18 protein-coding genes and 1 tRNA gene are annotated in these 25,521 nt (G+C 44.5%); 6 read left to right on the plus strand and 13 right to left on the minus strand.

The annotated features are described in order from the left end of the window. The first annotated feature begins 30 nt into the window (after positions 1-30). Positions 31-1,686: a P-loop domain-containing protein gene (locus tag ACVA6Q_RS04930; RefSeq protein ID WP_446646714.1), complete on the plus strand. Its 1,656-nt coding sequence runs from the start codon at positions 31-33 to the stop codon at positions 1,684-1,686. 63 nt (positions 1,687-1,749) lie between these two features. Here the strand turns inward: ACVA6Q_RS04930 and ACVA6Q_RS04935 are convergent, their stop codons facing one another. The 4 genes from ACVA6Q_RS04935 to ACVA6Q_RS04950 all read right to left on the minus strand — a co-directional run bounded on the left by ACVA6Q_RS04935 (position 1,750) and on the right by ACVA6Q_RS04950 (position 6,996). Continuing rightward, positions 1,750-2,361, minus strand: a complete 612-nt coding sequence (locus tag ACVA6Q_RS04935; RefSeq protein WP_353499283.1) for a DNA-J related domain-containing protein — start codon at positions 2,359-2,361, stop codon at positions 1,750-1,752. Between the two features lie 130 nt (positions 2,362-2,491). Then, positions 2,492-2,887 carry a hypothetical protein gene (locus tag ACVA6Q_RS04940; protein WP_446646715.1) on the minus strand — a complete coding sequence of 132 codons (396 nt, stop codon included), beginning with the start codon at positions 2,885-2,887 and terminating at the stop codon, positions 2,492-2,494. A 106-nt stretch (positions 2,888-2,993) separates the two neighbouring features. Continuing rightward, a complete protein-coding gene (aroG, locus tag ACVA6Q_RS04945; RefSeq protein WP_353499281.1) occupies positions 2,994-4,046 on the minus strand; it encodes a 3-deoxy-7-phosphoheptulonate synthase AroG in 1,053 nt (350 codons plus the stop codon). A gap of 205 nt (positions 4,047-4,251) precedes the next feature. Beyond that, positions 4,252-6,996, minus strand: coding sequence for a M16 family metallopeptidase (locus ACVA6Q_RS04950; protein ID WP_446646716.1), 2,745 nt, complete (start codon positions 6,994-6,996; stop codon positions 4,252-4,254). A 136-nt stretch (positions 6,997-7,132) separates the two neighbouring features. Between ACVA6Q_RS04950 and ACVA6Q_RS04955 the strand changes: the two genes are divergently transcribed. Beyond that, positions 7,133-8,749, plus strand: coding sequence for a VRR-NUC domain-containing protein (locus ACVA6Q_RS04955; RefSeq protein ID WP_446646717.1), 1,617 nt, complete (start codon positions 7,133-7,135; stop codon positions 8,747-8,749). 96 nt (positions 8,750-8,845) lie between these two features. On the opposite strand, the gene ACVA6Q_RS04960 is transcribed toward ACVA6Q_RS04955, so the two are convergent. Then, complete coding sequence (locus ACVA6Q_RS04960; protein ID WP_429760680.1) at positions 8,846-9,526, minus strand: MaoC family dehydratase; 681 nt, start codon at positions 9,524-9,526, stop codon at positions 8,846-8,848. Positions 9,527-9,857: 331 nt separating this feature from the next. Between ACVA6Q_RS04960 and ACVA6Q_RS04965 the strand changes: the two genes are divergently transcribed. Both ACVA6Q_RS04965 and ACVA6Q_RS04970 read left to right on the plus strand, forming a co-directional pair. After that, a tRNA-Ser gene (locus ACVA6Q_RS04965) sits at positions 9,858-9,948 on the plus strand. 462 nt (positions 9,949-10,410) lie between these two features. Further along, positions 10,411-12,405, plus strand: a complete 1,995-nt coding sequence (locus ACVA6Q_RS04970) for a TonB-dependent receptor domain-containing protein (protein WP_446646718.1) — start codon at positions 10,411-10,413, stop codon at positions 12,403-12,405. A gap of 87 nt (positions 12,406-12,492) precedes the next feature. On the opposite strand, the gene ACVA6Q_RS04975 is transcribed toward ACVA6Q_RS04970, so the two are convergent. Beyond that, entirely contained in the window at positions 12,493-13,416 is a 924-nt protein-coding gene (locus ACVA6Q_RS04975; protein WP_446646719.1) for a LysR family transcriptional regulator, read from the minus strand. 164 nt (positions 13,417-13,580) lie between these two features. Between ACVA6Q_RS04975 and ACVA6Q_RS04980 the strand changes: the two genes are divergently transcribed. Beyond that, the gene (locus tag ACVA6Q_RS04980; protein ID WP_353499276.1) at positions 13,581-13,964 is read left to right on the plus strand and encodes a 3D domain-containing protein; all 384 of its coding nucleotides are present in this window, start codon (positions 13,581-13,583) and stop codon (positions 13,962-13,964) included. Between the two features lie 65 nt (positions 13,965-14,029). On the opposite strand, the gene ACVA6Q_RS04985 is transcribed toward ACVA6Q_RS04980, so the two are convergent. The 3 genes from ACVA6Q_RS04985 to dctP all read right to left on the minus strand — a co-directional run bounded on the left by ACVA6Q_RS04985 (position 14,030) and on the right by dctP (position 17,153). Further along, positions 14,030-15,439, minus strand: a complete 1,410-nt coding sequence (locus tag ACVA6Q_RS04985; protein ID WP_446646720.1) for a TRAP transporter large permease — start codon at positions 15,437-15,439, stop codon at positions 14,030-14,032. Continuing rightward, positions 15,436-16,059, minus strand: a complete 624-nt coding sequence (locus tag ACVA6Q_RS04990; RefSeq protein ID WP_353499274.1) for a TRAP transporter small permease subunit — start codon at positions 16,057-16,059, stop codon at positions 15,436-15,438. The genes ACVA6Q_RS04985 and ACVA6Q_RS04990 overlap by 4 nt, the downstream gene beginning before the upstream one ends. A gap of 83 nt (positions 16,060-16,142) precedes the next feature. Further along, positions 16,143-17,153, minus strand: coding sequence for a TRAP transporter substrate-binding protein DctP (gene dctP, locus ACVA6Q_RS04995; RefSeq protein WP_418642971.1), 1,011 nt, complete (start codon positions 17,151-17,153; stop codon positions 16,143-16,145). A 317-nt stretch (positions 17,154-17,470) separates the two neighbouring features. Between dctP and ACVA6Q_RS05000 the strand changes: the two genes are divergently transcribed. Continuing rightward, positions 17,471-18,802, plus strand: coding sequence for an MATE family efflux transporter (locus ACVA6Q_RS05000; RefSeq protein WP_446646721.1), 1,332 nt, complete (start codon positions 17,471-17,473; stop codon positions 18,800-18,802). 12 nt (positions 18,803-18,814) lie between these two features. Here ACVA6Q_RS05000 and ACVA6Q_RS05005 read toward each other — a convergent pair whose 3' ends face one another. The 4 genes from ACVA6Q_RS05005 to tssK are packed head-to-tail and all read right to left on the minus strand — an operon-like array spanning position 18,815 to position 25,516. Next, the gene (locus ACVA6Q_RS05005) at positions 18,815-19,576 is read right to left on the minus strand and encodes a protein kinase domain-containing protein (RefSeq protein WP_446646722.1); all 762 of its coding nucleotides are present in this window, start codon (positions 19,574-19,576) and stop codon (positions 18,815-18,817) included. Then, a complete protein-coding gene (gene tssM / locus ACVA6Q_RS05010; RefSeq protein ID WP_446646723.1) occupies positions 19,567-22,983 on the minus strand; it encodes a type VI secretion system membrane subunit TssM in 3,417 nt (1,138 codons plus the stop codon). The genes ACVA6Q_RS05005 and tssM overlap by 10 nt, the downstream gene beginning before the upstream one ends. A 9-nt stretch (positions 22,984-22,992) precedes the next feature. Next, positions 22,993-24,183, minus strand: coding sequence for a DotU/TssL family secretion system protein (locus ACVA6Q_RS05015; protein ID WP_446646724.1), 1,191 nt, complete (start codon positions 24,181-24,183; stop codon positions 22,993-22,995). Positions 24,184-24,187: 4 nt separating this feature from the next. Next, positions 24,188-25,516 (minus strand): type VI secretion system baseplate subunit TssK, encoded by a 1,329-nt coding sequence (gene tssK / locus ACVA6Q_RS05020; protein WP_446646725.1) that lies wholly within the window; start codon positions 25,514-25,516, stop codon positions 24,188-24,190. Positions 25,517-25,521: the final 5 nt, after the last annotated feature.

Here is a 25,521-nt window from a genome sequence, read left to right on the forward strand (position 1 = left end):
ACCAACCTTTTGAAATTCGAGACATTCGACATGGATCTACTCATAGCCAAACTTAAAAAGATCGAAAAGCAAAATTATCGTGCTTACCAGCAAATTAAAGGTAGCTTCGATTTCACTGATTTTGAGTTTCACATCGATCACGTACAGTCTGATCCATACGCAGCGGCCTCACGAGTGCGTGCTTTTCGTCGCTGGGCACCAACAGGCCTAGAATGGCTAAAAGAGCAATCTCCAGCCTACCAGATTGCTGCTCGTGATTATCTTGCTAGGCAGTTTGCTTTATTTGCTAAACAAGAAAATAGTGTCTCGATTTCAACAACAGGCCAAACCGTACTTGACTCGACCGCTGTCGTGTTTACTGATGAAGGTATTGAACTTCGCTTCCGCATTAATCTACCGGCCGAAGGTCGCAGTATTTTGGCGAAGAAAGCGATCAACATCATGACTTTCCATTTGCCTAAATACATTCGTAAAGCCACGATTGATCGCGAACTGGATATCACGGCTCTGAAACATCACTGCGAAGTGATTGAAGACCAAGTCATGCTGCGCGAACAGCTTAAAGCCAAAGGTCTAGTGGCTTTTGTTGCTAATGGCAGTGTTCTCCCTCGTCTAGCCGGCAACTGTGACCTACCTATGAAAGATGCTGTGCCATTCCGCTCGCCTGCATCTCTAGAGGTGACGTTGTCACGCCCTAGCCAAGGTGAAATACAAGGTATGGGCGTTCCAGCAGGTGTTACCCTGATTGTTGGTGGTGGCTTCCATGGCAAATCCACACTTCTTAACGCACTAGAGAAAGCGATTTACGATCATATCCCGGGTGATGGTCGCGAAGGTGTGGTGACTCTCAATGATGCTTGTAAAATCAAGGCAGAAGATGGTCGCTCAATCCACAACCTCAACTTAAGTAACTACATCAACCACCTACCATTTGGTAAACAGACTAGTGACTTTAGCACTCAAGATGCTTCAGGCTCTACTTCACAAGCGGCTTGGCTTCAAGAGTCTATTGAGTCTGGCGCGACAGCTATCATGATTGATGAGGACACCTCAGCAACAAACTTCATGATTCGTGATGAACGTATGCAGGCATTGGTATCAAAAGGCGATGAGCCTATCACCCCATTTGTCGATCGAGTCGGTCAACTTCGTGATGAACTTGATATCTCAACCATCATAGTTATGGGCGGTTCAGGCGATTATTTGGATGTGGCTGACACTGTGATTCAAATGCACGACTACCAAGCGATTGATGTAACAGATAAAGCACGTGAAGTCATCAAGCTTCACCCAACCGAGCGCCAAAACGAATGTGAGAAGCCGATTGAACTGATCCCGCCACGTCATGTGGATTGTGCTCACCTCCAGAAACTACTTGTCGACGGTAAGTATCGCGTTTCTGGCAAAGGTGGCAACAATCTAAGATTTGGCAAAGAGCACATTGATGTTCAGGCACTTGAGCAATTGGAATCGAACTCTGAACTCAATGCAATTGGCTGGACGTTGTTTCAGTTTGCGCAAAATCCAGGCTGGTCAATGCATCCGCCAAAAGATATTGCGACACTGCTAGAGGGGAATTGGAGTGCGACAATGCCAAACTCGGGCGATCTTGCTAAGCCACGCGTTGTTGATGTGCTCGCAACCTTAAACCGTCTGCGAGCTGGAAAAATGAGACAGCCTCGCTAAAAAGCACTCTCTCATTAAACAGCACTCTTTAATTAAACAAAATAGTTAAGCACCGCGTGGTCACTACTCTTTAAGCAATGACCACGCTTCACAATAAATCCGAAACTTTTCTGTATCCCCACCCGATCGATCTGGATGCCATTTCAAGGCTAACCTACGCCAAGCATGGCGTATCTCCTTTTGTGTTGCTGATTCATCTAGCTCAAAACAAGCCAAAGCCTGTTTTTGTGACATTGTCACTTCTCCAACGCCAACATACTGCTTGTATCGAGTCCAAAACTCTTCGAGTAGCCGTTTTACTTCTCGGTTATCAGCTTCGTAATGTGACCAATCAAGATAGTAATCACGCAATGGGTCTTCATTGGTAACGTTATGTTTAGAAGGATTGTATGGCATTAAACGAATGTCCATCGCTTCGACTTGTAGCCATTTTTCAGGCAACAATATCGCCTGAAGTTGATAGAGCGCGTTCATTAGCAAGAAGTTTCGTTTGAATAGATCTTTCTCTGCGCTGTCATCGAGAATTGGGATAAGTTCTTTTTCAGCGAGTACAGCAAACAGTTTATGGATTTGAAGGCTGTCGGTCTGCCGCTCTACAACGTTCAGTACAGACCATAGCAATGGGTTCTCGGCCTGACGCTGAACGTGTATTTGATGAGATGTAAATTCCGTCAAGCCGCACTCCCTGTCTAAACGGCGATACTTCTATCTCTCTATGGTAGCACTACATCGCAAAGAACAGGAAATGGCAAAACACGCAAAGTGCTATGCCGATTCCGAAAATCCGTGTTAACTGAACAGCCAGTTAGCTTTTCAGTTGCATCGCGTTGTAAGTCTCGCTTTTCACACCGGATTGGCGCTTCTTCATTAGTACTTCAATCGATCTCGCACTATTAGTGACCTTGTAACGAATAGTTTGATTTAAGTAGGTGTCATTTTTACGACCTTCTCTCGCCTCAAGCTTCATTGTTTTACTGCTGCGACTAACCTCACAACGGTATTCCCAATCACCATCAAAGTCTTTTAATGACAGCAATACACGCTTTCCCGAACCCGCTTGTGTCTTGATCCCACGTGGTTTTTTGTCCAGGGCTAATGACAGTCCTGCAGTACAGATCTGTTCGTTACTCATATTCGCCGCCATAGTCGGAGTCGATGCTACCAACGCCAAGCCAAGTAACATCCAATTATTAACTTTCATTTGCTTCTCCCCTATACAGTATGCTGCACATTAAAGCATGACGTACGGTAAATCACAAATAAAAAAGCCTTCACCAAGGTAAAGGCTTCAAATAAAAGGGGGTTACTTACGCTTTACGACGCGCTTCAACAGCATCCGCTAGTTCACGTAGAACTTGCTCAGTATCTTCCCAACCGATACAAGCATCTGTGATTGATTGGCCGTAAGTTGGTGCAACACCATCAACCAAGTCTTGACGACCTTCAACTAGGTGCGACTCGATCATGACACCAAAAATAGCGTCTTCACCGTTCGCCATTTGCTCAGCAACATCTGTCGACACGACTTTTTGACGTTGGAACTGTTTAGAGCTGTTAGCGTGACTGAAGTCGATCATAACTTTCGCCGGCAGACCGTTAGCAGTTAGCTCATCTTTAATCGTTTTAACATGTGCTGCACTGTAGTTTGGCTCTTTACCACCACGCAAAATGAGGTGGCAATCTGGATTACCTGCGGTTTCAATAATCGCAGAGTGACCATATTTAGTTACTGACAAGAAGTGGTGAGAAGCGCTTGCAGAGCGAATTGCGTCTGATGCAATTTTGATGTTGCCATCTGTACCATTCTTGAAGCCAACTGGGCATGAAATACCAGACGCTAGCTCACGGTGAACCTGAGATTCCGTAGTACGTGCACCAATTGCGCCCCAACTAATAAGATCTGCAACGTATTGTGGCGTGATCATATCTAGGAACTCACTGGCTGTCGGCATGCCCATATCGGTGAGATCAAGCAGAAGTTTACGACCCATGCGAAGACCATCGTTGATCTTGAACGTATCGTTTAGGTACGGGTCGTTAATGAGACCTTTCCAACCAACCGTAGTACGCGGCTTTTCAAAGTAAACTCGCATCACGATTTCTAGACGATCACCAAGCTCATCACGAAGTACTTTCAAACGCTTGCCATATTCAACCGCAGCTTCAGCATCATGGATTGAACAAGGGCCAACGATAACCAGTAGTCGGTCATCTTCGCCTTCTAGAATGTTATGAATCGCTTTGCGCGCGTTAAACGTGGTAGAAGAAGCAACTTCAGTCGCTGGAAACTTCTCTAACACAGCAACCGGTGGTAAAAGTTCTTTTACTTTATTAATTCTTACGTCATCAGTTTGGAACATCGCTTACTTCTTCCTATTCTTTTGAATCTACATCTTATGAGCGCGACCACCACAATCCATTCTGTGATTTGTATCGCGCTCTTTCCTGTAACTTATCCGCTTAGAACAAGAAGTGCAATCACTAATTTTAAAAAAACGCAAATTACTTAGCCGTTTTTACAAATTAACACCCTGTAAACTTTTAAATACAGTCAAATTTTTACCCTTAAGGATTGATTAGCAAAGAAAACTTGCTGGAATTTCGACCAAACTCCTGTTTGACCATACGATCAAGATCACTCAAAGTTACGCTCTCTGCCACCGATTCGTAGTTATAAAGTGCCTCAATGCCATAACCCAATAGCCAATAACGGAACAGCATAAAACTCATATTTTCTGGATTATCTGCCCAAGGGGAGAGATCGCTTTTTAGCTGGGCAACCACTTTGTCACGCTCTTGCGCTTCGAAGCCTTTGATCACGCCTTTGGTGACATCGTTAAACAAAGTCATGGCCTTCGCTTCGTCTTCCGGCTCTACATGTGCATAGAACGACCAACCAACTAAGCCATTTCCTTCCTGTACAAAACCATAAGCTTCTGGGCTGTAGTCTAGAGAATTATCCACTCGAACCGTTTGCATTACTCGCTCATTGAGTAGCCTTTGTAATAAATCCTCTGCAAACACATCTTTTGCTGTTCTAGGTTCATTTCGTTCGGCAACAGTCACCATATACACTTTAGATTTACCGTCGTCAGAAGGATAGTTGTCGACGGTCGTAATATTTCCTTCCCCTAACAATTTCAGCGAGGCGGTAGGCCACGGGTATGCAGCTTCACCAGTAAATTCTATGTTCGCAATGTACTGCTCTATTATCGGTTGAACCTCAGTTACCGGTTTAGTTCCTACTAGAACCATTTTATATCCACGGTTTATTCGGAATAGTTTATTGTAAGCCTCAAGTACATCCTCTTTATTCACCATCGCAATCTCTGCTCCTGTCCTAGGTTGCAAGTGACTATTGGCATCCAAACCGAGTTTAAACGCATCATTAAACGTTTTGAATTCAGGATTTTGATTTAAGCGATTGATTTCATTGGTAAGCATTGTCTTGGCTTTATCCACTGCCGAACTATCTACATCGGTCAAAGACATAGCATGATGCATTACTGACATGACATCTGCGATACCCTTTTCATTGGTACCAAACACCACCCCGTGTTTAACGTCGTGAATGAACGGTTCCATGTAACTATTGGTTCGACGAAATGCTCGCTCTATTTGCTCTGGAGTCAAGGGGCCAATATTACTGTTCAGTGCAACTAGCGGGAAAAGTTGCCCGGAGGCCATTAACTCGTTGTCGAGTGCCGCAGAACCACCAAGGGAGCCGAACCAACCGTAGAACTTATCGGCTGCTTTATCATGTTGCGCATATAAAACTTCAATCCCATTAGTTAACGTCAACAGAACCAAATCATGGCCTTGCTTCTCCAATGAGACAACGCTTCCTTTGGTGTTTGGAGCATTAAGTGCCTTAGAGACGACCATCTCAAGAGGCTTGTCTGTTTTTTGCTTAAGTCCAGCAGTAATGTCTCCAACATCAACAGACTCAAGTTTAGTATTCACCGCAATAATCGGGGATTGTGAAAGCAGCTTCTTGATGGCTCTATTGGCGTCTTTTAAAGTCATCTTATCGACCAAACGACGATGAACAGCAACATATTGATTTGGATCTTGAGCAATACTCTGAGCTTGCAGCATACCGAACTTATAGTCGACTAGCTCGTTAGGCGTCCAAGTCTGAATATCATTGAGCAATTGGTCATTAAACGATAACCAACTTTGTTTTACCGTATCTAGCTCCTCTTCACTGACTCCGTGCTGAGTTAAAGATGCAATAGCAGCGGTCACCGCTTGCTGGACTTGATCCCGCTCTGACTCTTCAAATCCCGCACCAATCACAAACAAACGGTTGCCATTCAAATCCAATGTATGAGAATTGTTCCACTGTAGGGTAAACTCTGGAGACCGGCTTAGTTCAGACAGTCTGTTTGAAATCAAATCACCAATAAAATAGGTACCTAGTTGAACGAGTTGATCAGCTTCGGTATTCACTATCGGGTTTGGCATTTGATAAGCGAGATCCAAAGCCGCATGCTCCTGTGACAAAGCCGTCGCGACTAAAGGTTCATCATTAAATTCAATAGGCTTAATGAGGGTTCGCCTTGGCTGTTCGCCCTTTTCTATTGAACCAAAATAGCGACTTATACTAGCCACCACGTCGCTTTGTCCCCAGTCACCTACGATCATGAGATCCATGTTCTGCGGTTGATACCATTGCTGATAAAATCGCTTAAGTTCCTCCAAGTCCAAATTTTCAATTGAAGATTTGCTACCGAGGATGTCATGAAATTCTAGTTCCGTTCCCTTCAGCAAATGCAGATACGCTTTGTCGACGTAGGGTTGAGGTTCTGGTCTTCTTTGTCTCATCTCGCCAATGACCACTCCTTTTTCTTGCTCGATCATCTTCTCGGTAATGGTCATCCCACCTGCGACATAAGCTAGCCAAGATAGAGCCGCGTTTAGTGACTCTACATCATCTATAGAGAGTTCATAAGCCGTGTATTGGTTGAATGTAAAAGCATTAAGATCAGCACCAAAACTTACCCCTGATTTGAACAGTACTTCTTTCGCGGCGTTCTGTTCAGGCACATCCTCCACTCGGAAAAATAAGTGCTCTAGAAAATGTGCATAACCCGATTGTTTTGGTGTTTCTTGAAGGCTTCCTCCATGAACAACGAGCCTGAGCGCAATCGGCGCACCCGCCTTTTGGTATTGGCTTACTGTAAGACCATTTTCCAACTCAGTCGAAACCCAACCCGGGTCTGGTTTAATGGGCACATCGCTTTCTGGCGAACAGCCAAACACAAACAGTAATACCCAAGATACACACCATAATTGCAGTTTTTTCATACCAATACCTAGCTTGCGACTCATACCGGTAAACGCTACGATGTTTCATAAACCATTGAAATACTGTTCAATGGTTTGCATCTAGTTTTACGACTCAATGCGAGTCAATTCATAAAACCAACCTATAGGTTATGTCGTGAGTAATCCTTCCCCTATCATCCTCGAGCCTAAATACTATCTGAGTAACTTCATAACGTTGCTTCGCAGCGTAGAGGGGCTGTATGGTGATCTATTGGCTGCATCGGAGCGAAACTGGTTAGATCGCTTTTACTCTCTGGAGGAAGATGAACAATGTCTATTGATCCGACTGATGACTCGCAAAGGAGAATGGTTTCGAAGCGATAAACTGGTATACCCAGAACTTGCAACTACAGAACTGTTACTCAGCAAACTCGAACTCGCAGGCTTCATCAATATCACTCTACCAAGCTCGCCGAATGTATTGGCCGACAAACTCCTTACCAAACCTGAGCTTTTATCCCTATACCCTGAGCTACCAAAGACACTTCGTAAGCCAAAACTCATTGAACTGTTGCCTGAACAGTTTGAAAGCTCGACTGTATCATTACCATTTACGCCAATTAAACTTGTCGACAACGATAAATTGCCACTTTTTTGTTTACTGTTCTTTGGGAATCGGCATCAAGAGTTCGCTCAGTTTGTACTCGAGAACTTAGGGATCCATACTTTCGAACAGTACGAAGTTTCTACTAAGACACGTATATTTCATTCTCGAGAAGAAGTAGTCTCATCACTGGCGATAGGCGAACTCGCTGCCTCCTATGAAGAGATAGATCGTAAATCACAACCGGAATTGCTAGATTTTTCTAAATTCATACCAGAGCCACATGGTAAACACGCTTCTCGCACATACAATAAATTGGTTAATTTGGTTGCGCGAGATCTTGAGCGAGTCGGCGCATTTGATGACGCATTGGCTCTATTTAGCCAAACAGTCACTCCCCCCTCTAGGGAGCGTCAAGCACGCATACTGAAAGCTCAGGGCAAGCCGGAAAGTGCAAAAAACATCGTAGATACAATGCTCGAAACTCCACTTAGCATTGATGAATTCGAGGTGGCGCAACGTTTGTCAGCACCTCTTTGCAAAGCGCTGGGTCATCCAAAATCAAAAATAGAAAAACTGTCTCCCCCAGAAGTACATCGTAAACTCGATCTTAGCGCGAACCGTGTCGAACTTGCCGTTGTAGAAGCGCTAAACAAAGAAGGTTGGCAGGCTTTTTACCTAGAGAATCAGTTTCTAAATACCTTGTTTGGGCTCGCTTTCTGGGACATTTTGTTTGCTCCTGTTGAGGGTGCTTTTGTAAACCCCTATCAACGCCAGCCTCTGGATTTATATCGCAAGGAGTTCGTTGAAAGCCGCAAACAGTTAGTCGAGCGCAGACTTAATGACATCCGCCAGCAAGGCATAGCCTATTTGGTTGACCGCCACAAAAACAAAAACGGCCTTCAAAATCCGTTTATTGTTTGGGAATTATTAGATGACTCATGGCTGACTCTTGCTATGGAAAGCATTCTCAACGACCAGCTTGTCGGTCTATTTGAAGTGATACTCTCAGACATTCGCGCATATCGAGCCGGTCAGCCCGACGTTGTCGCTTTTAAAGATGGTGATTGGATGTGGTATGAAGTAAAAGGTCCTGGAGACAAATTACAGCACAACCAAATACGATGGATGAAACAGTTCGAGAGACTCAATATCCGCTACCAAGTGTGCTACGTGAATCATAGATAACTAATCACGCATTAAACAATTATTGGTAAAAACCAAGATACCAAGCACAAAAAAGCCCAGCGTTAAAACTGGGCTTTAGCAATTCAGTATCTAGATTTAGAAATGCAGGTGAATAACCGATGTTGCAATGCATGCTGGGCGGCGCACACCTTCGATCTCAACTCGAATTTCACGTTCAATTTCTAAACCTTTACGAATAGGTGTTACCTTAACCAAGGTACTCTTAGCGCGCAGGTTACTGCCTACTTTCACAGGATAGGGGAATCGAACCTGATTAAGGCCAATATTCACCATCATTTTCGCTGTAGGGAACAGTGGTTTGTCTGGATCAACACTGTCCGTCAGGGCTGGCAACAATGACAGAGTAAGAAAGCCGTGCGCAATCGTCGTTTTAAACGGTGACTCTTGTTCAGCACGTTCAGGGTCTGTGTGTATCCACTGATTATCTTCTGTAATCGAACCGAATTGATTGATACGCTCCTGACCCACATGAATCCAGCTACCTTCGTGAATAACTGTACCTATTTGGTCTTGCAATTCATCAAATAACACTTGAGCTGCGGGCTTGAGCACAATTTCTGGTTCGACCTGTGCAACTTCTGGTTCATTCACCGCTGGCTTGTGATAGTCTCGAACCCACGCTAGGAAATTACTGTGGTTCGTTTTATCAACAAACTCAGTCCAATACTCTCTAATCGCCGGCGACATCCATTGCATAAGCTCAGACTGATGCTTAATAGAATCAGCTCTTTGTTTAAACAATTTAACAACTTTCATCTTGACCTCAAATCACAGTTCGCGAGAACTAACCGTAATATTTTGAAGCAACATACGCGAACACGCAAACATTTTTGAGCGAACATGCGTATTCTGAATGGTGTTTTATTCCAATAAAACAATATCTTAGCAATAAAAAACAAAGTTTTATTTTGTGCACTCCATCAGCCTCGATCCGCTACGGAATCGTTTGCTGCTAAGGCACTCGTTTCTAAAACACATACATTGCGTAACGTTTCACCAGATTGGCCAGATTTAAAGCAAACAGTCAAAAAGCATGAATTTTTCGCTTTACAGTTACCTCCCCCCCCTCTATTATTAGCGCCAACACGGAGAGATGGCTGAGTGGTCGAAAGCACCGGTCTTGAAAACCGGCAACCGTTAATAGCGGTTCTAGGGTTCAAATCCCTATCTCTCCGCCACATTCTAAAAAGCCGCTGATAATTCAGCGGCTTTTTTTCGTTCTAGTTCATAGAACTTATCAATTGCTAGCACGCTACTAGACTCACAAAATCTACCTACCCCCTGTCTATCTCCACCGTTAAAGATCCGGTTCTAAGTTGTGAAACCATACACGAATCCAGTTAACGCGACTCTGCCCTTCTATGTCGTAAAGAAGCTAACTTCTCAGTAGTTACTCGTATATGTAGTGATTTGACTCATGTGAGCATGACTTGCCCTACGTAAACACAGGCAATATTAGCCATGGCTACTATTCCCACTACACATTTAAACTTCAATGTCATCACTCATCTATGAAATACTTTATTACATTCACGAATCATTAGTATTTAAATTCTGAATGGGATATTCATGGAACTTTACATAATTGACACATAAAATGCGAACCATTCTCAGTTGTATTATCAAAAAGGATTTGGTTCATGTCTTTGTACCATCGATTCGCTATTAACCCCTTAGCATTAGTTATCAGCTCTACCCTCGCATTTTCTTCAAACGTCTTTGCTGAAGACGCTAACGCTAAAAATACCAACGACGATAAAGCTCATCAGCCAACGACAGACGAAACTCTACAAGTTTGGGGAACAACGATTTCTAGCTCTACGTCTATGCTCAGTGATGACATTGAATTAAAGCAAGCTGATCACCTCAGCGATTTACTACGCGATCAGCCAGGCGTTGATGTGGGTGGCACTCACTCTATGAACCAAAGCATCAATATCCGTGGTTTAAGTGAACTTGACCTAAACATCACTATCGATGGTGCCAGCCAAACAAACAACGTTTTTCACCACGTCGGTAACCTTCTGATTAACTCAGATATTTTAAAAGCTGTTGATCTTAGAGTTGGTAATAATTCTGTGCTCAATAGTGGTCTTGGTGGCGGCGTTGCATTCGAAACAAAAGACGCGAAAGATTTGTTGCGTCCAGGTGAGACAGCAGGTGCTCGTTTGTTTGGCGGGATAGCGACAAACGACTATCATCACTATTCTGGGACATTGTTCTCTCAGCTTTCGGACAATGTCGATGGCCTTTTCTATTACAACGCTATTGACCGTAAAAACCCTAACGATGGTGAAGGCAACACCATGACTGGTGAAGAGGGTAAAACCGAAAACTACATCGCCAAGCTAGGTTGGGATATCAATGATTCTAACCGTATCAAACTTTCTTATGACTACTACAAAGATGCAGGTGACTACAGCGTTAAGTCGAACATGGGAGATAGCTATCCAGACCATAAAAAGCTAATCCGACCAACCAAATACGTTCGCGATACTGTAACACTTAACCATGAGCTCTCTTTGGGCATGACCGAGGTAAGATCGAGTTTGTACTGGAACCAGATGAACTACTCGAACCTGAACCCACAAACAAGCATTGTCTCTGAAGGTAATACACAAGTGTTTGGCTTAAACAGCCTTGCTGAGTCATCTCTATTCATTGGCGACACTAGTAACCTGGTTCGCTATGGATTGGACGCAAAGAAAGAAGAAGCTAAGAGAATAGATGCAGGAACCTCATCGGGTGAAGAGTCAGCAGATACCTTCGCAATTTATGCCGAAGATGAGATTGCTATTTCCGACAGTTGGACCGTGATACCAGGCGTTCGCTACAACTACTACAAGTTGGATATGAAGGCTTCGGACAACTCATTTTCCACACCGACTTTCGGTTTAGCAACAACGTATGATATTACCAATGAATGGCGGGTAAGAGCTAGCGCTACCGAACTCTTTAAGGGGCCAGGTCTGACAGGTTCTTACTTAGAATCAGGGTCGAGCTACAACCCAAACTTAAAAGCTGAAACTGGCGTCAACTATGAAGCTGGCCTAGCCTACCAGACTATTGGCATGCTTGGGCTCGATCAGTTCGGTTTCTCGTTCACTGCTTTCCAAACAGACATCAATGACTATATTGATGACGTTTGGACTGGTAAATCTCAGTTCATAGACAACGAAGGTGACGTAAAAATCCAAGGCTTCGAGTCTGTGGTTAATATGACTTATTCAGACTTTTCAGGTCGTGTAACCTACGCGAAATCAGACTCTGAGTTCACTTCTGTTAAGCCTGGCGGCCGTTATGTAGTGGGGCAATCTCTTGATGATGAAGTCGGTGATAGCGTTTCTGTTAACCTAGGTTACGCTTTTCCTGAGCTAGGGTTAGACATGAATTGGAACAGCCAAATTGTGTTCGACCTCGATAAAAAAGTCGAAGAAGACACGGCAAAAGAAGGTTATAACACGCATAAATTTGATGTGCGTTGGGTACCGACGACGCTACGAGATCTAACAGTAACCGCATCTATTGAGAACATATTTAACGAGCAGTATGTGTCACATGCGTCTCATGACCTTGGGTATGCGGACTATGAACCAGGTCGTAACTTTAAACTCTCAGCTGCATACGTATTTTAAACGTTTTCCAGCCTAGAGAGGTATACATAAGAACGCCCTTCCCCTTCCCATCAAAAAAGCTCGCATAGCGAGCTTTTTTTAATCACGTTAGTTTTTTACTGACTCGATATATTGATTTCGAACCCATATGAAAGCAGGATCTTGGTGATATCGCTTGTGCCAATACAAGTAAACATCTCTAGAAGGATGCTGCAGTTCTTTTGGAACTTCTCGACAAACGATGTCATGGCAACTCTCAGCTCTCTCTGCATATGACGTTGGTAGATGAAAAATGATGTCTGTAGACGCCGCAATGGGGATTGCAGACGAAAAATTATTCAGCCGAACTGGCGTAGAAATCTGACCATTATGACCCAGTAAACCTAAAGCTTGAAAACGTGGTTCTATGGATAACCTCTTATCTCCTTGGAGTGCGATTTGTCCAAAATGACAGTGCTGTAATAATTCCGGCGTCAACTTAGCTTGCGCAAGTGGGTGAGCTGCGGACATCACTAGTCGAAAATCTCTTTGTATCAAACGATGCCTATACAACTCTTGATCACTAAAAGGTGGTTCGTGATGAGAAATAATAAAGTGATGCTCTCCGGACAGTAAACCTTCAAAATGGGGTTTCGAGACGGTATCGAGTTCAAATGTCATTTGTGGCGCAATACAGCGCATTCGCGCCAAAAAGTCTGGAAACATTAAGTCCATATGTGGGGATAAGCCAAAAAACTTTATTGTTTTTTCACTCACTTCCGGGTCGAACTCTTCCCCATCTATTAGCTCTTCTAAGTTAGCAAGGACAGAATTTAGTTGGAGCTTAATTCGTTCTGCTTTGGGTGTAAGGTCATATCCGTTAGAACTACGAACCAAAAGAGGATCGTCGAACAGCTTTCGCAACTTGTTAAGTGCTCGGCTAACCGTCGGTTGACTCAAATTCATAAAGAGCGCGGTATTACTAACGTGCTTCTCTTGGAGTAAGTGTTTCAATACCACCAACTGATTAAGATCTATTTGACTAAAGTTCATCGAGTACTGCTGATGTAAATTGGAATCGTTATCAATAAAGTGTAACAAAACTTGTATCCAGAAAGAACCATAGAAACACAATGACATCTACTAACCGCAAAGAGTCCACTATGAGGAGTCAACTATACTAATAGACATAACTTCTAACGGAGTGAGAAACGAATATGAAGATAATCCGTTATCTTGCCTTACTACTGTATTTCCCTATGATCAGTCTTGCCGCCGACACTCACAGCATGAGAGTTAAAGCGAGTGCCTATACCTCAGCAATCGGCGAAACCGACTCTACGCCTAACATTGGCGCCTGGGGGGATAAACTGACACCAGGAATGAAAGCTATCGCCGTCTCTCGTGATCTCATTGAGCTTGGTTTGACACACAACCAGCGCGTTACAATTAAAGGGTTCGAAGGTACCTATTTCGTTTTAGACAAGATGAATAAGCGTTGGACTAAAAAAATCGATATCTATATGGGAAACGATGTTGAGAAGGCAAAGCAATGGGGAGTAAGAAACGTCACTATTTACTGGACTAACGAAGAAAAATAAGTGAAACACTCTATTAAAAACGAACGGCCGCCTCTCAGCCAGCCGTCCTTGTTTATTGAATAAAACTAGGCATACCCCATTAGGCTCGGCAGCCAAAGTACTATTCCAGGCATGACCAGTAGCACCGCTATAGTGATGACATCCGCAACAAAAAATGGCAAACAGCCACGGAAGACATCTTGTACCGAACATTCAGGACGGACACCCGCGACCACAAAACAGTTTAGACCAATAGGCGGCGTAATTAGACACAACTCCGCCATTTTCACCACGATGATACCAAACCAAATCGCACACCCTACTCCTGACACCCCAAAAGCAGAATCCACAGCAGCCACATCCGCGCCACCATTTAGGGCAATCACGGCGGGATACACTACAGGTAGTGTGAGCAGTAACATCCCAATCGCATCCATAAACATACCAAGCACAGCATAGGCGCAAAGGATGAGTAGAAGCGTCAACATTGGGCTTTGTTCAAGACTCACTATCCAATCGGAGAAAGCCGTTGGTAAATCGGCAAAACCCAGGAAGCGGACGTATATCAGCACGCCCCAGATAATCGCAAATATCATCGCAGACAGCTTTGCTGTTTCCATCAAAGAGCTTTTGATTTCTTTCCAGCGACTACCATGAAAAATAGCCAGCGCCAGAATAAGCGAAGCACCAAGCGCACCAGCCTCGGTTGGTGTGCCAACACCACCATAGATGCAAACAACAATAATGCCCACTACAGCAAAGATTGGCATTGCACCCGGCAGCGTTTCAAATCTTTCCTTCCAAGTAAAGCCTCTCACCGGTGGGCCAAAGTTCTTTTTGGTTAGCGCTAAAAATACGACTAGTCCACCGTAGATCAACGCCGATACCGCTCCAGGTAAGAACCCCGCCATGAGCAATGCACCAACATCTTGTTCAACTATAATGGCGTAGATCACCAATATGGCAGACGGGGGAATAAGCGATGCCAGCGTGCCACCAGCCGCCACGACGCCCGCAGCAAATCGCTTGTCGTAACCGAGCTTTAGCATTTCTGGTACAGCTATACGCGCAAAAACAGCAGAGGTGGCGACAGAGGCTCCCGACACAGCAGCAAAGCCGGCTGTTGAAAATACCGTTGCCACACCCATACCACCCGGTAGCCAGCCCACCCAACGTTTGGCAGCTTCGAACAGAGAGCGAGTTAAACCTGCATGGTAGGCGAGAAAGCCAATAAGGATAAAGGTTGGAATGAGCGATAGTGCCAGTGATGACACTTTAGAATGCGGGATCGTCCCTGCCATTTTGATGGCAACCAGTAGACCACGCTCAAAACCTAGCTTGGCGGAGAAGATCCAGACCAGTCCAAAGAAGCCCGCGATTGCCGCAGCAAACGCAACGCGAACCCCAATGACCACTAAGAGCAACATAAAACCAGAGACCCAGAGCCCTATTTCAATCGAATCCATAGAGCCCATTGCGTCAAACAGAGACATCATTTCTGCCCCTCCTTGCCATCATCAGCACTTACCGTTTCGGCTTCTTTGGCAGCAACTTCCGCGGCAGATTCAATCATTGGTACTGCTACGGGCTTGTCATCTCCTCGTTTAAACGCTCTAAGGTACGCCCACAGTTGTAAGACGAGCCTAAGCGCTAATATTGACAAAGCAAAGGGTACGACAAGTTTAGCTGGCCAAGTTGGTAGATTAATATCTACCGAAGAGTCGCCAATGGAGTATGCGCGCCAAAAATGCAGATAAGAGCCGTATATCAACAATGATGTAACCACCAGCATCAGCAGTGTCGAGATAAACTCGGTCAGCCACAGCCAACGCCCCTTGAAACGGCCAACAAGAATATCCATACGAATATGACCGCCCATCCGCTGAGTGTAAGCAATACCCAGAAAGGCAATGAACGCCATGGCTTGCTCGACCCAATCGATGTAGCCACTAATCGGCATCGAAAACAACCAGCGGCCCAATATATTGGTGGTCGCTAATGCCACCAGTGCAACGATCACGCACCCCGCGGCGAGATTGAGTAATGACTCAAGTTTAAAGAATACCCTATCGACCCGACTTACCGCCGAGCTGTCCTCTAATACAGACGCAGACATACTCGAAATCCTTTTGGTATTTACAAATAAAAACGAGCGCTAGTGTTACCTAGCGCTAAAACAACTAAATAGAAATAGTGAAGTTAGTTTTTCTGTTTGAACAGAGCGTCGGTATAATCGAATAGCGCCTTAGCGTCGAACTGCCCTTGGTATTTTTTCACCCAATCTTCACGCACTGAGGCTGCGAGTTCATTCAGCTGTGCTGTTTGTTCTGGGGTAAATGTCACTTGTTTCACCGACTCATCCGCAATGGCTTTGTCAAACTTAGCGGTGGTATTTTGCTCATAGTTTGAAACATAGTAATCAAGTGCTTCTGGTACCGAGCTTAATAAGGCTTCGCGGTGTTCCGGTTTTAGCATTTCCAGTGCTTCTGTATTGACAACAACTGGGCAGTTTGCAGAACCGAGGTTGAGGTTAGTCGTCACCCAATTAGCCACTTTATAGGTATTGGTCGCTAGGTGAGCATGAGGCGCAAACGAAGCCGCATCGATGACCCCAGAGTCCATAGATTGACGTACTTCAGAGAAAGGTACCGTTGTTTTGACTGCACCAATCTTACCCAACACACTCATGATTCCGCCGGGACCACGTACTCTAAGCCCTTTAAAGTCTTCCAAAGACTCAAGGTCATCACTCTTACTGGCAATATTGTACTGAGGAAGTGGCGTTGGCATTAACAAGGTTGCGTTCCATCTCGCCAAATCTTTTTTTACCTCTGGGTGATTAAACACCTCGGTATAAATCTCCCCTACTCGCGCTAAAGACACATCTTGTGAGAATGGAAGTTCAGTCACCGTGATTGTCGGGTTTTTGTCGGTATGATAGAAAGAACAAAACTGCGCCATTTCAAACGCACCAAATGAGATACCATCAAGGTTTTCACGCGCCTTCGACAAGCCGCCATAGGAAAGCACTAATTTGAAATCACCGTTGGTTTTTTGCTCGACCAATTCTGCTAGCTTTTCAACATTCTCGGTAAACGCTCGACGTTTACCCCATAAAGATACATTCCACTCAGTAGCAGCATGAACTTCTGCCGCGACGAATCCTGTCAAAATAAGTGATACTGTTAATGCCGTTTTTGTTGCTTTCATCGACAACTTCTCCTAATCCTTTTTCATATCTTTAGCGCGCGTTGACCACGACACTACTAGCCCAGAATCCACTGTTTACCTGGGTCTTAAGCTAACTCAATGATAAGAATAGAGTATTGTTAACATTTCGCTCAAAATGTTAACGTTTTTGCAGTGCAGGGCACGTTATCTTTGTTCAAACGCACTTGAACTGGTCATTCATCACGACTGTCAATTCAAAACCCATTCATTTCCAAGGGTTATGATGATTGACGCTCTCCTGCAGATACACTAGCATCGCCCTGATTTTACTCGACGCCTGTTTTATTGAGTCTTTTATGAAGCACATTCTTTCTTTGGCTATTCCTCTTATTGTCTCTCAACTTATCTCAATGGCGCTGGTATTGACCGATGTCTGGATGATGGCCAGACTCAGCGTAGAAGATCTTGCTGGCGGCGGATTGGGAGCGTCTGTGTATACATTCGTTTTCCTGGTTTCAGGAAGCATCGTCGGCTGTGTAGCTAACCTCATTGCAATAGCGTACGGGCAAAGCGTTGCAAGACCGTCCTTTGGCAGACAACAAATACGCTTTGCCGTTAAGGGCGCTCTTATTCTCTCTGTCGTAATAACCGCGCTTGCTAGCCTTGCTCTTAACCTTACAGATGAGTTACTGGCAGTGGCGAAACAACCCGTTGACGCCATTCCAATCGCTACCAACTATCTTGATGCGCTTAAATGGGCCATGTTACCTACCCTGTTGTTACTGATCCTACGCGGTCTAACTAGCACGTTTGGTGATGCAAAGTCGGTAATGTGGATGTCACTTGCCACCGTCGTTCTCAACGTACCGCTAAGTTATTGGTTTGCTTTTACCCTTAAAGGTGGAATTGCAGGGCTTGGTTGGGGGACAACTCTCGCAGCAACATTAATTCTGTTTGCATACGGTACGTGGGTGTTTCGTCAAGAAAAATATTATCGGTTCGCGCCATGGAAAAGGGTTTCAGAATATTCATGGCGCTTAACACTCCCGCTGTTATCGCTCGGTTTACCTATAGCCGTTGCTAGCGCACTAGAACTGAGCCTAATTTATGGTAGTACCATACTCGCAGGCATGCTTGGCGTGACAGCACTGGCACTACACCAAGTACTTCTTCAGTGTTTAAATTTTAGTTTCAACATAAACTTTGGCTTCTCCCAAGCCGCTGCGATTTTGACAGGCAAAGACTTTGGTCAAGAGCGCTTTCAAAACATTAAAGTGATTGCACTGCGAAGTTTCATTCTAGTCACATTGATTAGCGCCTTGCTGGCGATAACATTTAGCACCTGGCCGCACGTCATTGCTGGTATGTTTGATTTTGATAGCTCGAACCAAAACCTTAGTAATGAGCTAGCGTCAATTATTTGGGTTGTTGCGCTTTGCTTCGTGGTGGATGGTTGGCAACTTCTAACTATGAACCTTTTACGCGGTATGAAAATCGTCAATATGCCAATGCTACTTACCGCAATTGGTTACTGGGTCTTTGGTATCACCAGTGCGTGGTGGCTAATGCCACACTTTCAATTGGCTGGCGTCTGGGGCGGCGTTGCAATTGGGCTCGCGGCGACTGGCTTACTTTTAATAGGACTGCTGACTACTAGCTTTAAACGCTTTAATGCTTCGATGCTGTAAAGTAGCGAACCATCAAGCAACGTTGGGGTGATGTTTATTAAGATCATCACCGATAACTTCCACTAGTTGGATAATTTGTTCTGTAAGCTTGTTTGGGAAACTCAGTTTTTGTATCTCGGCGATTAACGAGCGACTCCAGATTTCGAAATTATGGCGAGTTGGCTTAAGCGACACTCCAACCAACGACGACACTGTGACTAAAAGTGCGTAATAGTCATGAAGTTGGCTTGCTTGCTTATCTTCCCTAGGATAAGCAAAACTTTGGGTACTTTGGCTCACGCCACGCTCAGACCAGTTCTCGCCTAATCGTCTTGCATTGGAGAAATCAATGAGTGAGACCTTGCTATTGTCGGCAATAACGACATTACTGGGCTTAATATCACCGTGAACAATACCAACACGATGAAGCTGTTCTATTTGAGAGATTAAGTTACCGACTATAGAGCTGCATCTACCGCTGCCATGATCAACCACAGGATGAACTCGAATCAACTCCGATAAAGACTTACCATCAATATAACTCGTCGTCAGTACGCCCCGGCAACCATCCTTAAAAAAGCGCAAACATCGGTGAGTCTCGACGCCAAGAGTTTCTGCTCTCGACAACCACAGCGCTTCTCTTTGCAGTAAAGCGGTATCTAACACATTGTCAGAGAATTTGATCCTTATATCTCGCTCAGCAGTGTGCAATATTCGCGTATTAGGCAGTCGCTCCAACCTATGCTCTGGAACGACTGTATTCACCCACAACGGAGGCGCGGATTCTATAGCCATTGCGGCAACGTCAGCTGTTTGAAGAAACTTGAATCAAATGGCTGCCCGACTCCATCTGACTTAACAACCAAGTTGACTTCATTGTCACCAACTTGATAGCGCCAAATCAGCTCACTGCTACCTACTTGTGAGGCGCCATGCATCGAATCGGCTACTTTAAACCAACTCCAAACCCCAGACTGTTTATCTCGCTTGATAACACCGCTGGTGTCTTCAATCAAAACTGAAATATCTTGAACTTGGTTAGTCGGAATGGGCCAGGCTTGAGCACGCCAAAGCTTTGGACCATTTTGGTATTCGAATAGTTTGGTATTGGTGATCAAAGCGAATCGTGTCAGCACAGGAGACATCTGCTCTGCTTTAACTGAGAACTTGAACCCTAGCTTATCACCAGTAAACAACTGCTTCTGTATTCGAGAAACCGACTCTTTAAAAGGCTGATATTGCCAAGACAATGATAAGTACTGATGTGGCACAAAACCGTTAATAAACAGTTCTTTGCTAATAGTAATATCTAGCTGATTTGCATATTTAGACGCGAACTGGTCAAACTGCCCATTCGGTTTGAAGAACGACTCTACATCCGATAAAGCAGCATCTGTGGTCGACAATGGACTAAACGGATAATGGTTTGCCAATCTCGTTTGATAAAAATCGCTCACTTTCGACCAGTCCTGATTAATGACCTCACGAACGGAGTCCAATGCCAATCCATTAACTAAAGTAGCCTGTTGCTGCATCAGCTCTGGCAATATCGGCACATTGTAGTTATCGGCCGCAGAGTTAAGCTTCGCAACTGGGTTACTGGTGTCTGTATTTTTCAACTGCTCGAGGAAGTAATGTCCTTTGAACTGAACCTCTTTGGATTTCGCAATCCAGTCTCTCAATGCCAGTAAGTCCGCAATCGCCACATCGTACGGACTCTTACCTGTTTTATTGGCAGCAATAACACTATGCACATGGCGAAATGGATAAGTGATAGATTCAGCCACACGCTCCATTGCAGCACCATTGGCTGGCGTCAGCGGTGACTCTTCTTTGGCAGTGTCTGTATCCTTTTGTTGAGCATTTTCTTCTGTCGGTGTTTCCTTAGCAACAAGGCTTTTTAACAGATTAGTGTTTTCATCAATGACTTGATAGAACTGTAATAGCGGCGAAAAGTTAGGATCGGTAACTAACGCCAACTGCTGCTCACTGCCTCCCCAGCTATCAACCGTCGTCAAACTAACACTCGACGTAAACGCACTCCAGTAGCGTATATAGTCCTTAATATAACGCTCACGCAATTGTCGATTGATTCGATTCATTTCTGCATCGCCACTAATCCGCCCCATCACGCCTTCGTAAGCTTTGATAGCTTCTGACGCGAGTTGAAAGCCTGTTTCGTTGCTTAGCTCCTCGAAACCATCACGAGTAAACGCGTATGGGATCAAATAACCACTAAAGTCTTGTTTAAAATTGAACACCTGGTCATAGGTGGGATTAAGTTGACTACGAAGATCAACACGGCGAGAGAAATCTTTATGCTGCATAATGTGTTGGTACAACAACTCACTCACATCATTGGAAGACAGTGTCCCGCGCACTAACTCTAACAATTGCGGATCAAACGCTGGTGGTACCGACTTGGTATTCAACGCATCCTTCGCCAGTAACGTAAATCGTTCAATTAAGTTTGCATAGCCGCTACCTTCTTCGTCTAGCGCGTTAATATAGTAATTAACCAGAGGCTCTGAAGAATGGCGGTTTGGATTGTATAGAATCTGCTGTAGGTTAAGTAGCTCTAGCGTTTTCACTTTGTCATCAAGTGAGTTATACACAAACATGTCCTTCATGAGGTAATCACGCATCAAGGTCAGCAGTTCTGACGTCAACTCACCATAATAAGCCTCATTCACATACTGAGCGATACTAGAGCTTGGCAACCAGCTCAATACATACCACGGGCGATTGTCTTGTTTGTAGAGCTGATCAATTTCTCGCAACTCATACAAACTAAACACGGGAGAAGCAAGATCATCGGGCTGAATTTTATTCACTCTAAGGTTGTCTTTGTATTGGCTTAACATCGCTTGCGCTTTGTCGTCCAAACTTTGCTGATAAATATAACTGGCTCTTATCATGGCTAAGAAGCCCGCAAACAACACCACGAGACCAACGGTCGCCACCAAACGGGTGGTACGATAAGTCAATTCACGCTTCTTATTCACTCCAACCAGTTCAGACTCTTTCAAGACAAGGTTTGGGAACAAACCTTTGGCAAATAAACTGAGTGTTTTCGAAGACGTTTGAACCGTCGATATCGAGTCAAAGCCCAGATCAGATGCATGCATAGCGGAAACAACATCCAACGTTTTGCTATCGCCGCCGGTATTAACAAAAAAGTAGCCCCTAAAGAACAGCTCAACATCATCAAATTGATGTTGATTGAAAGTGAGCGATAGAAAGTCTTCAATGTCATACCGCAAGGCTGACAGCTGAAACAATCCCGCTACGGAAGAGTCGCGATAATCGGCGTTAAGTTGATGCTTTAACGACGCGCTAATCGAACTTGCTATACCTTTGACTAAAGCTTCGAACGAATCATCAAACCACTGCTTCTCATAGTGGCGACTCTCGTTGACATCTATCAAGGCACCGAAAGGTTGATCACGCTCGGTTTCATCCAATGGAGAAAATAGCTCGCACAAATCTTTGACTTGTGCCATATCAGTGAACGCACAATAGACAGGTAGAACAAGTCCTGTTTGCTTATTTAGATCCTCAAGCATCGAGCGATACTTCTGGCTAATCTCACTCGATGATATCTCTGTGCTGTTAAGTAGACTACCCAGGTTGACTGAGCATAAAGCGCCATTGAAAATTTGTCGGGCACGCTTTTTCTTTAAAAGCTCTAACAATGATTGAACGCTTTTCGTAACACTGTCTTTGGACATCATCAAGTCGATAGTGACAATAATCGCTGAATCAGACGCCCAAAAGCGCACTGCGACTAAATCGGTTGGCAACTCGTCTACAGGGTCAATAAGTTCGAATCCCATTTGCTGCAGCAAAGATTGGTCGTGACTTGGATCTTCGGTAAGTTGAACATACCAAGGGATCGAATATGGATTCGCCGCAAGCTTAGAGTGCTTTTTCCAAACTAAATTGAAAGTGCGTTTGATCTCTTCAGCTCGCCATAGCTCAAGCTTTCTGTCATCCTCATTGACTCGCTCTCTGGTAAATAAGCGGAAACTACCAAGACAAGAACCAATCAATACCGCCAGTGCCCCAAGAGTTTGAAGGACAACGATCCACGCGGGCTCTGCCCCGAACCAACCCAACAACCAAAAGCAAAGTAACAGCAGAGACGTGACGACGACGGCTATTAGACTGGATAAGATGATCGCTTTATTTCTTTTTTTCATTAATTTGACCTACTGCTTCGCTTTGATGACGAACGCGTCATCTATCCCTGCACTTTTCGCAGCACTTAACACTTGTTGTGCTTCTTGAGTCGTCGCTACATGGCTAGACACGATATAGAAATTACCTTGGCGTTCAACCTGAGCATTCGGAAGCATTTCGCCGTGTAGAGAAAGGAAGTTCTGTGCTGACGATTTCGAAGAAAGCGTCGCTAGCTGTACGCGAAAACGCGAGCTGCTGGAAATGTTAGAAGATGTTGAGCTGTTTGCTGCTGGCACATAAGACTTTTTGGCACCTCGTAAATCTTCATTGGTGCTTATGTATATGTATTCTTTCTCTTGTGCATTAGCTTGGCTGTAGTATTTATCAGTGAAGCTCGATAACGTGGTGAACGGCTCCGCTTTAATGGGAACCGTGACTTGATACCAATAATAGATACCGCCCCAGAAAGCTGCGATCAGTGAAAAAAACAGCGCCGCTCCTCGCCAAAGTCTTACCGGTCTTTGAGGTCTGGCTCTGCGATGGATTTTCGATACTACCGGCCTAGATAACGGCATTTTCTCGCTTTCTAGTGTTTCCTCACTGTCGGCAAATACCGCTTCTTCAAGTCGCTGCACCAAAACACCAAGCAACTCTTTACCTTCTACACGATAACGTCCACGAAAACCCAGCTTGATCATGATATAGACGAGTTCAAGTAAATCTCTGAGTAAGATGGGTTGAAGTAATGCCCGCTCCGCGACTAAATAAAACTGCTCACCGCCATTTTTCACACCGAACAGTTCGCTAACTAGCGTTTGATTTTCCCAGCCAGATTCCTCACCCCATTCAGAATGCAGGATTTGCTCGTCCAGCATCACTGCGAACAAGAAACAGGTTTTATCAGCCACTGAAGGCGGATAGTCAAGCTTCGCTACTTTGTATTTTAGATCCGTTAACTGCCCCTTTAAACCCAAACGAAATGTGTACATGTCAGTTGGGCACTCAAGACGTTTTACTGAGATAATAAGCGATAGCAGCTCCGAGCTAACACGGAGAATTTCGTTATCAAACAGGTCACTCTCACGCTGTGCCAAACTATAACGAGCTTGATTCTTTATAGCGTTTAAGCTTGTGAGACGAATTCCACCTGAGGACAGCGACTCTTCGTCATCAACATGATTTCTTATCGGAACCGTGACTTCGTCTAATAGATCATTCATAGCATTACCCTAAAGCGTAAAGCTTGATGGTTAAATCTGGAATGCGGCTATCGACGTGCAAAGCAATAGGCTCACGTTTTGTTTTGAGTTGTTGCCAATACTCATGAGAGGTATCTATTTCAAAATAAGCCAAATCCACCTGAGCTTTTAATTCAGAAGGAGCAACTGGCAGTGGGTTGATAGTCACTCCTGATTGACTGTTTCTAACAAGCTCAGCGATTAAACTGATGCCGCTCAGTGTACACACACTCGCAAACGTTGAACTCAGTGTCGCGGCCCCAACCGATGATTTCACAGAGATAACCAAACGTCGGCTGTCCATTTGGTTTAGAGTTGGTATCGACAATCTGAGGAGTCTGCGTTTTTCGAACAGGTTGGTATCCCATTCAAATTCTGTGACCTTGTCACTTTGAACCATTGAAAGCTTGTCTCTCAGACCGGAAAGCAACGGGCCAAATGCAAGGTGAAGGTTATCTTTGTTAAGAACGCTATGCTCAAGATTCGCCATGGCCGGTGTGAAGCTGTCAAGTTCACAAGAAAAGCTAGCTAACTTTTCATACAAGGTATCCACATTGGTTTCTGGTTTCTCTACTAATATGGTGAATTGTGGAATCCATCGGTTGAGTGTTTGCAACCAAAGAAACTCTCGCATCAAACTCAAGTCACTTTTCGTTTGCTCTCCAACACCTATTCTCTCGATAACATTTTTAGCTCTTGCCTGAACGAGTATGAGCAGCTCTTTCAGGCGGTCTTTAAGTAACGAAGACGCGCCGTACTGAAGACATGCAGGAATAAAACTCTTATCCAGTACTACCTCACCATCGTCACGTCGCTCTAAAACACGAGCAATCGGAAGCAGTACTAAGCCATTGGTATCTTCACCTTCTAAAATCAGACGAACGTTAGGCTCTGCTAGTGACGCTTTTATACCGCTTTGCTCGGCATCACTTGAATCGAACAAGTTATGCTCCGCGACAACGTAACGTTTTAACTGCTCGCGCTCTCCGTACTCGTTTTCCCCCTCTATAGAGAGCGGTAACGCCAAGTACACCACTCTATTCATAGTGTTCTCTGGTATTTCAATAATCAGCTCTCGGGAGCAGTCAAATAAAGTACCGTCTTGAAAAACACCGCTACAGCGGACAACACTGAACTTACCTAGTTTTAAATAGTTGGATTCGCTCTCCAATACAGAAACGCCAAAACTTTTCCCATTCGAGGTTAAATCCGCGTACTTTTGGACGTACTGCGTAGTGTATCTCTCGGTCTGTTGGAAATGTTGAGGAGCAACAAACATGCCCTCTTTCCAAACCACTTTTCTCTGATGTTTCAATTGGG

It is taken from the genome of Vibrio sp. DNB22_10_4 (assembly GCF_052879755.1).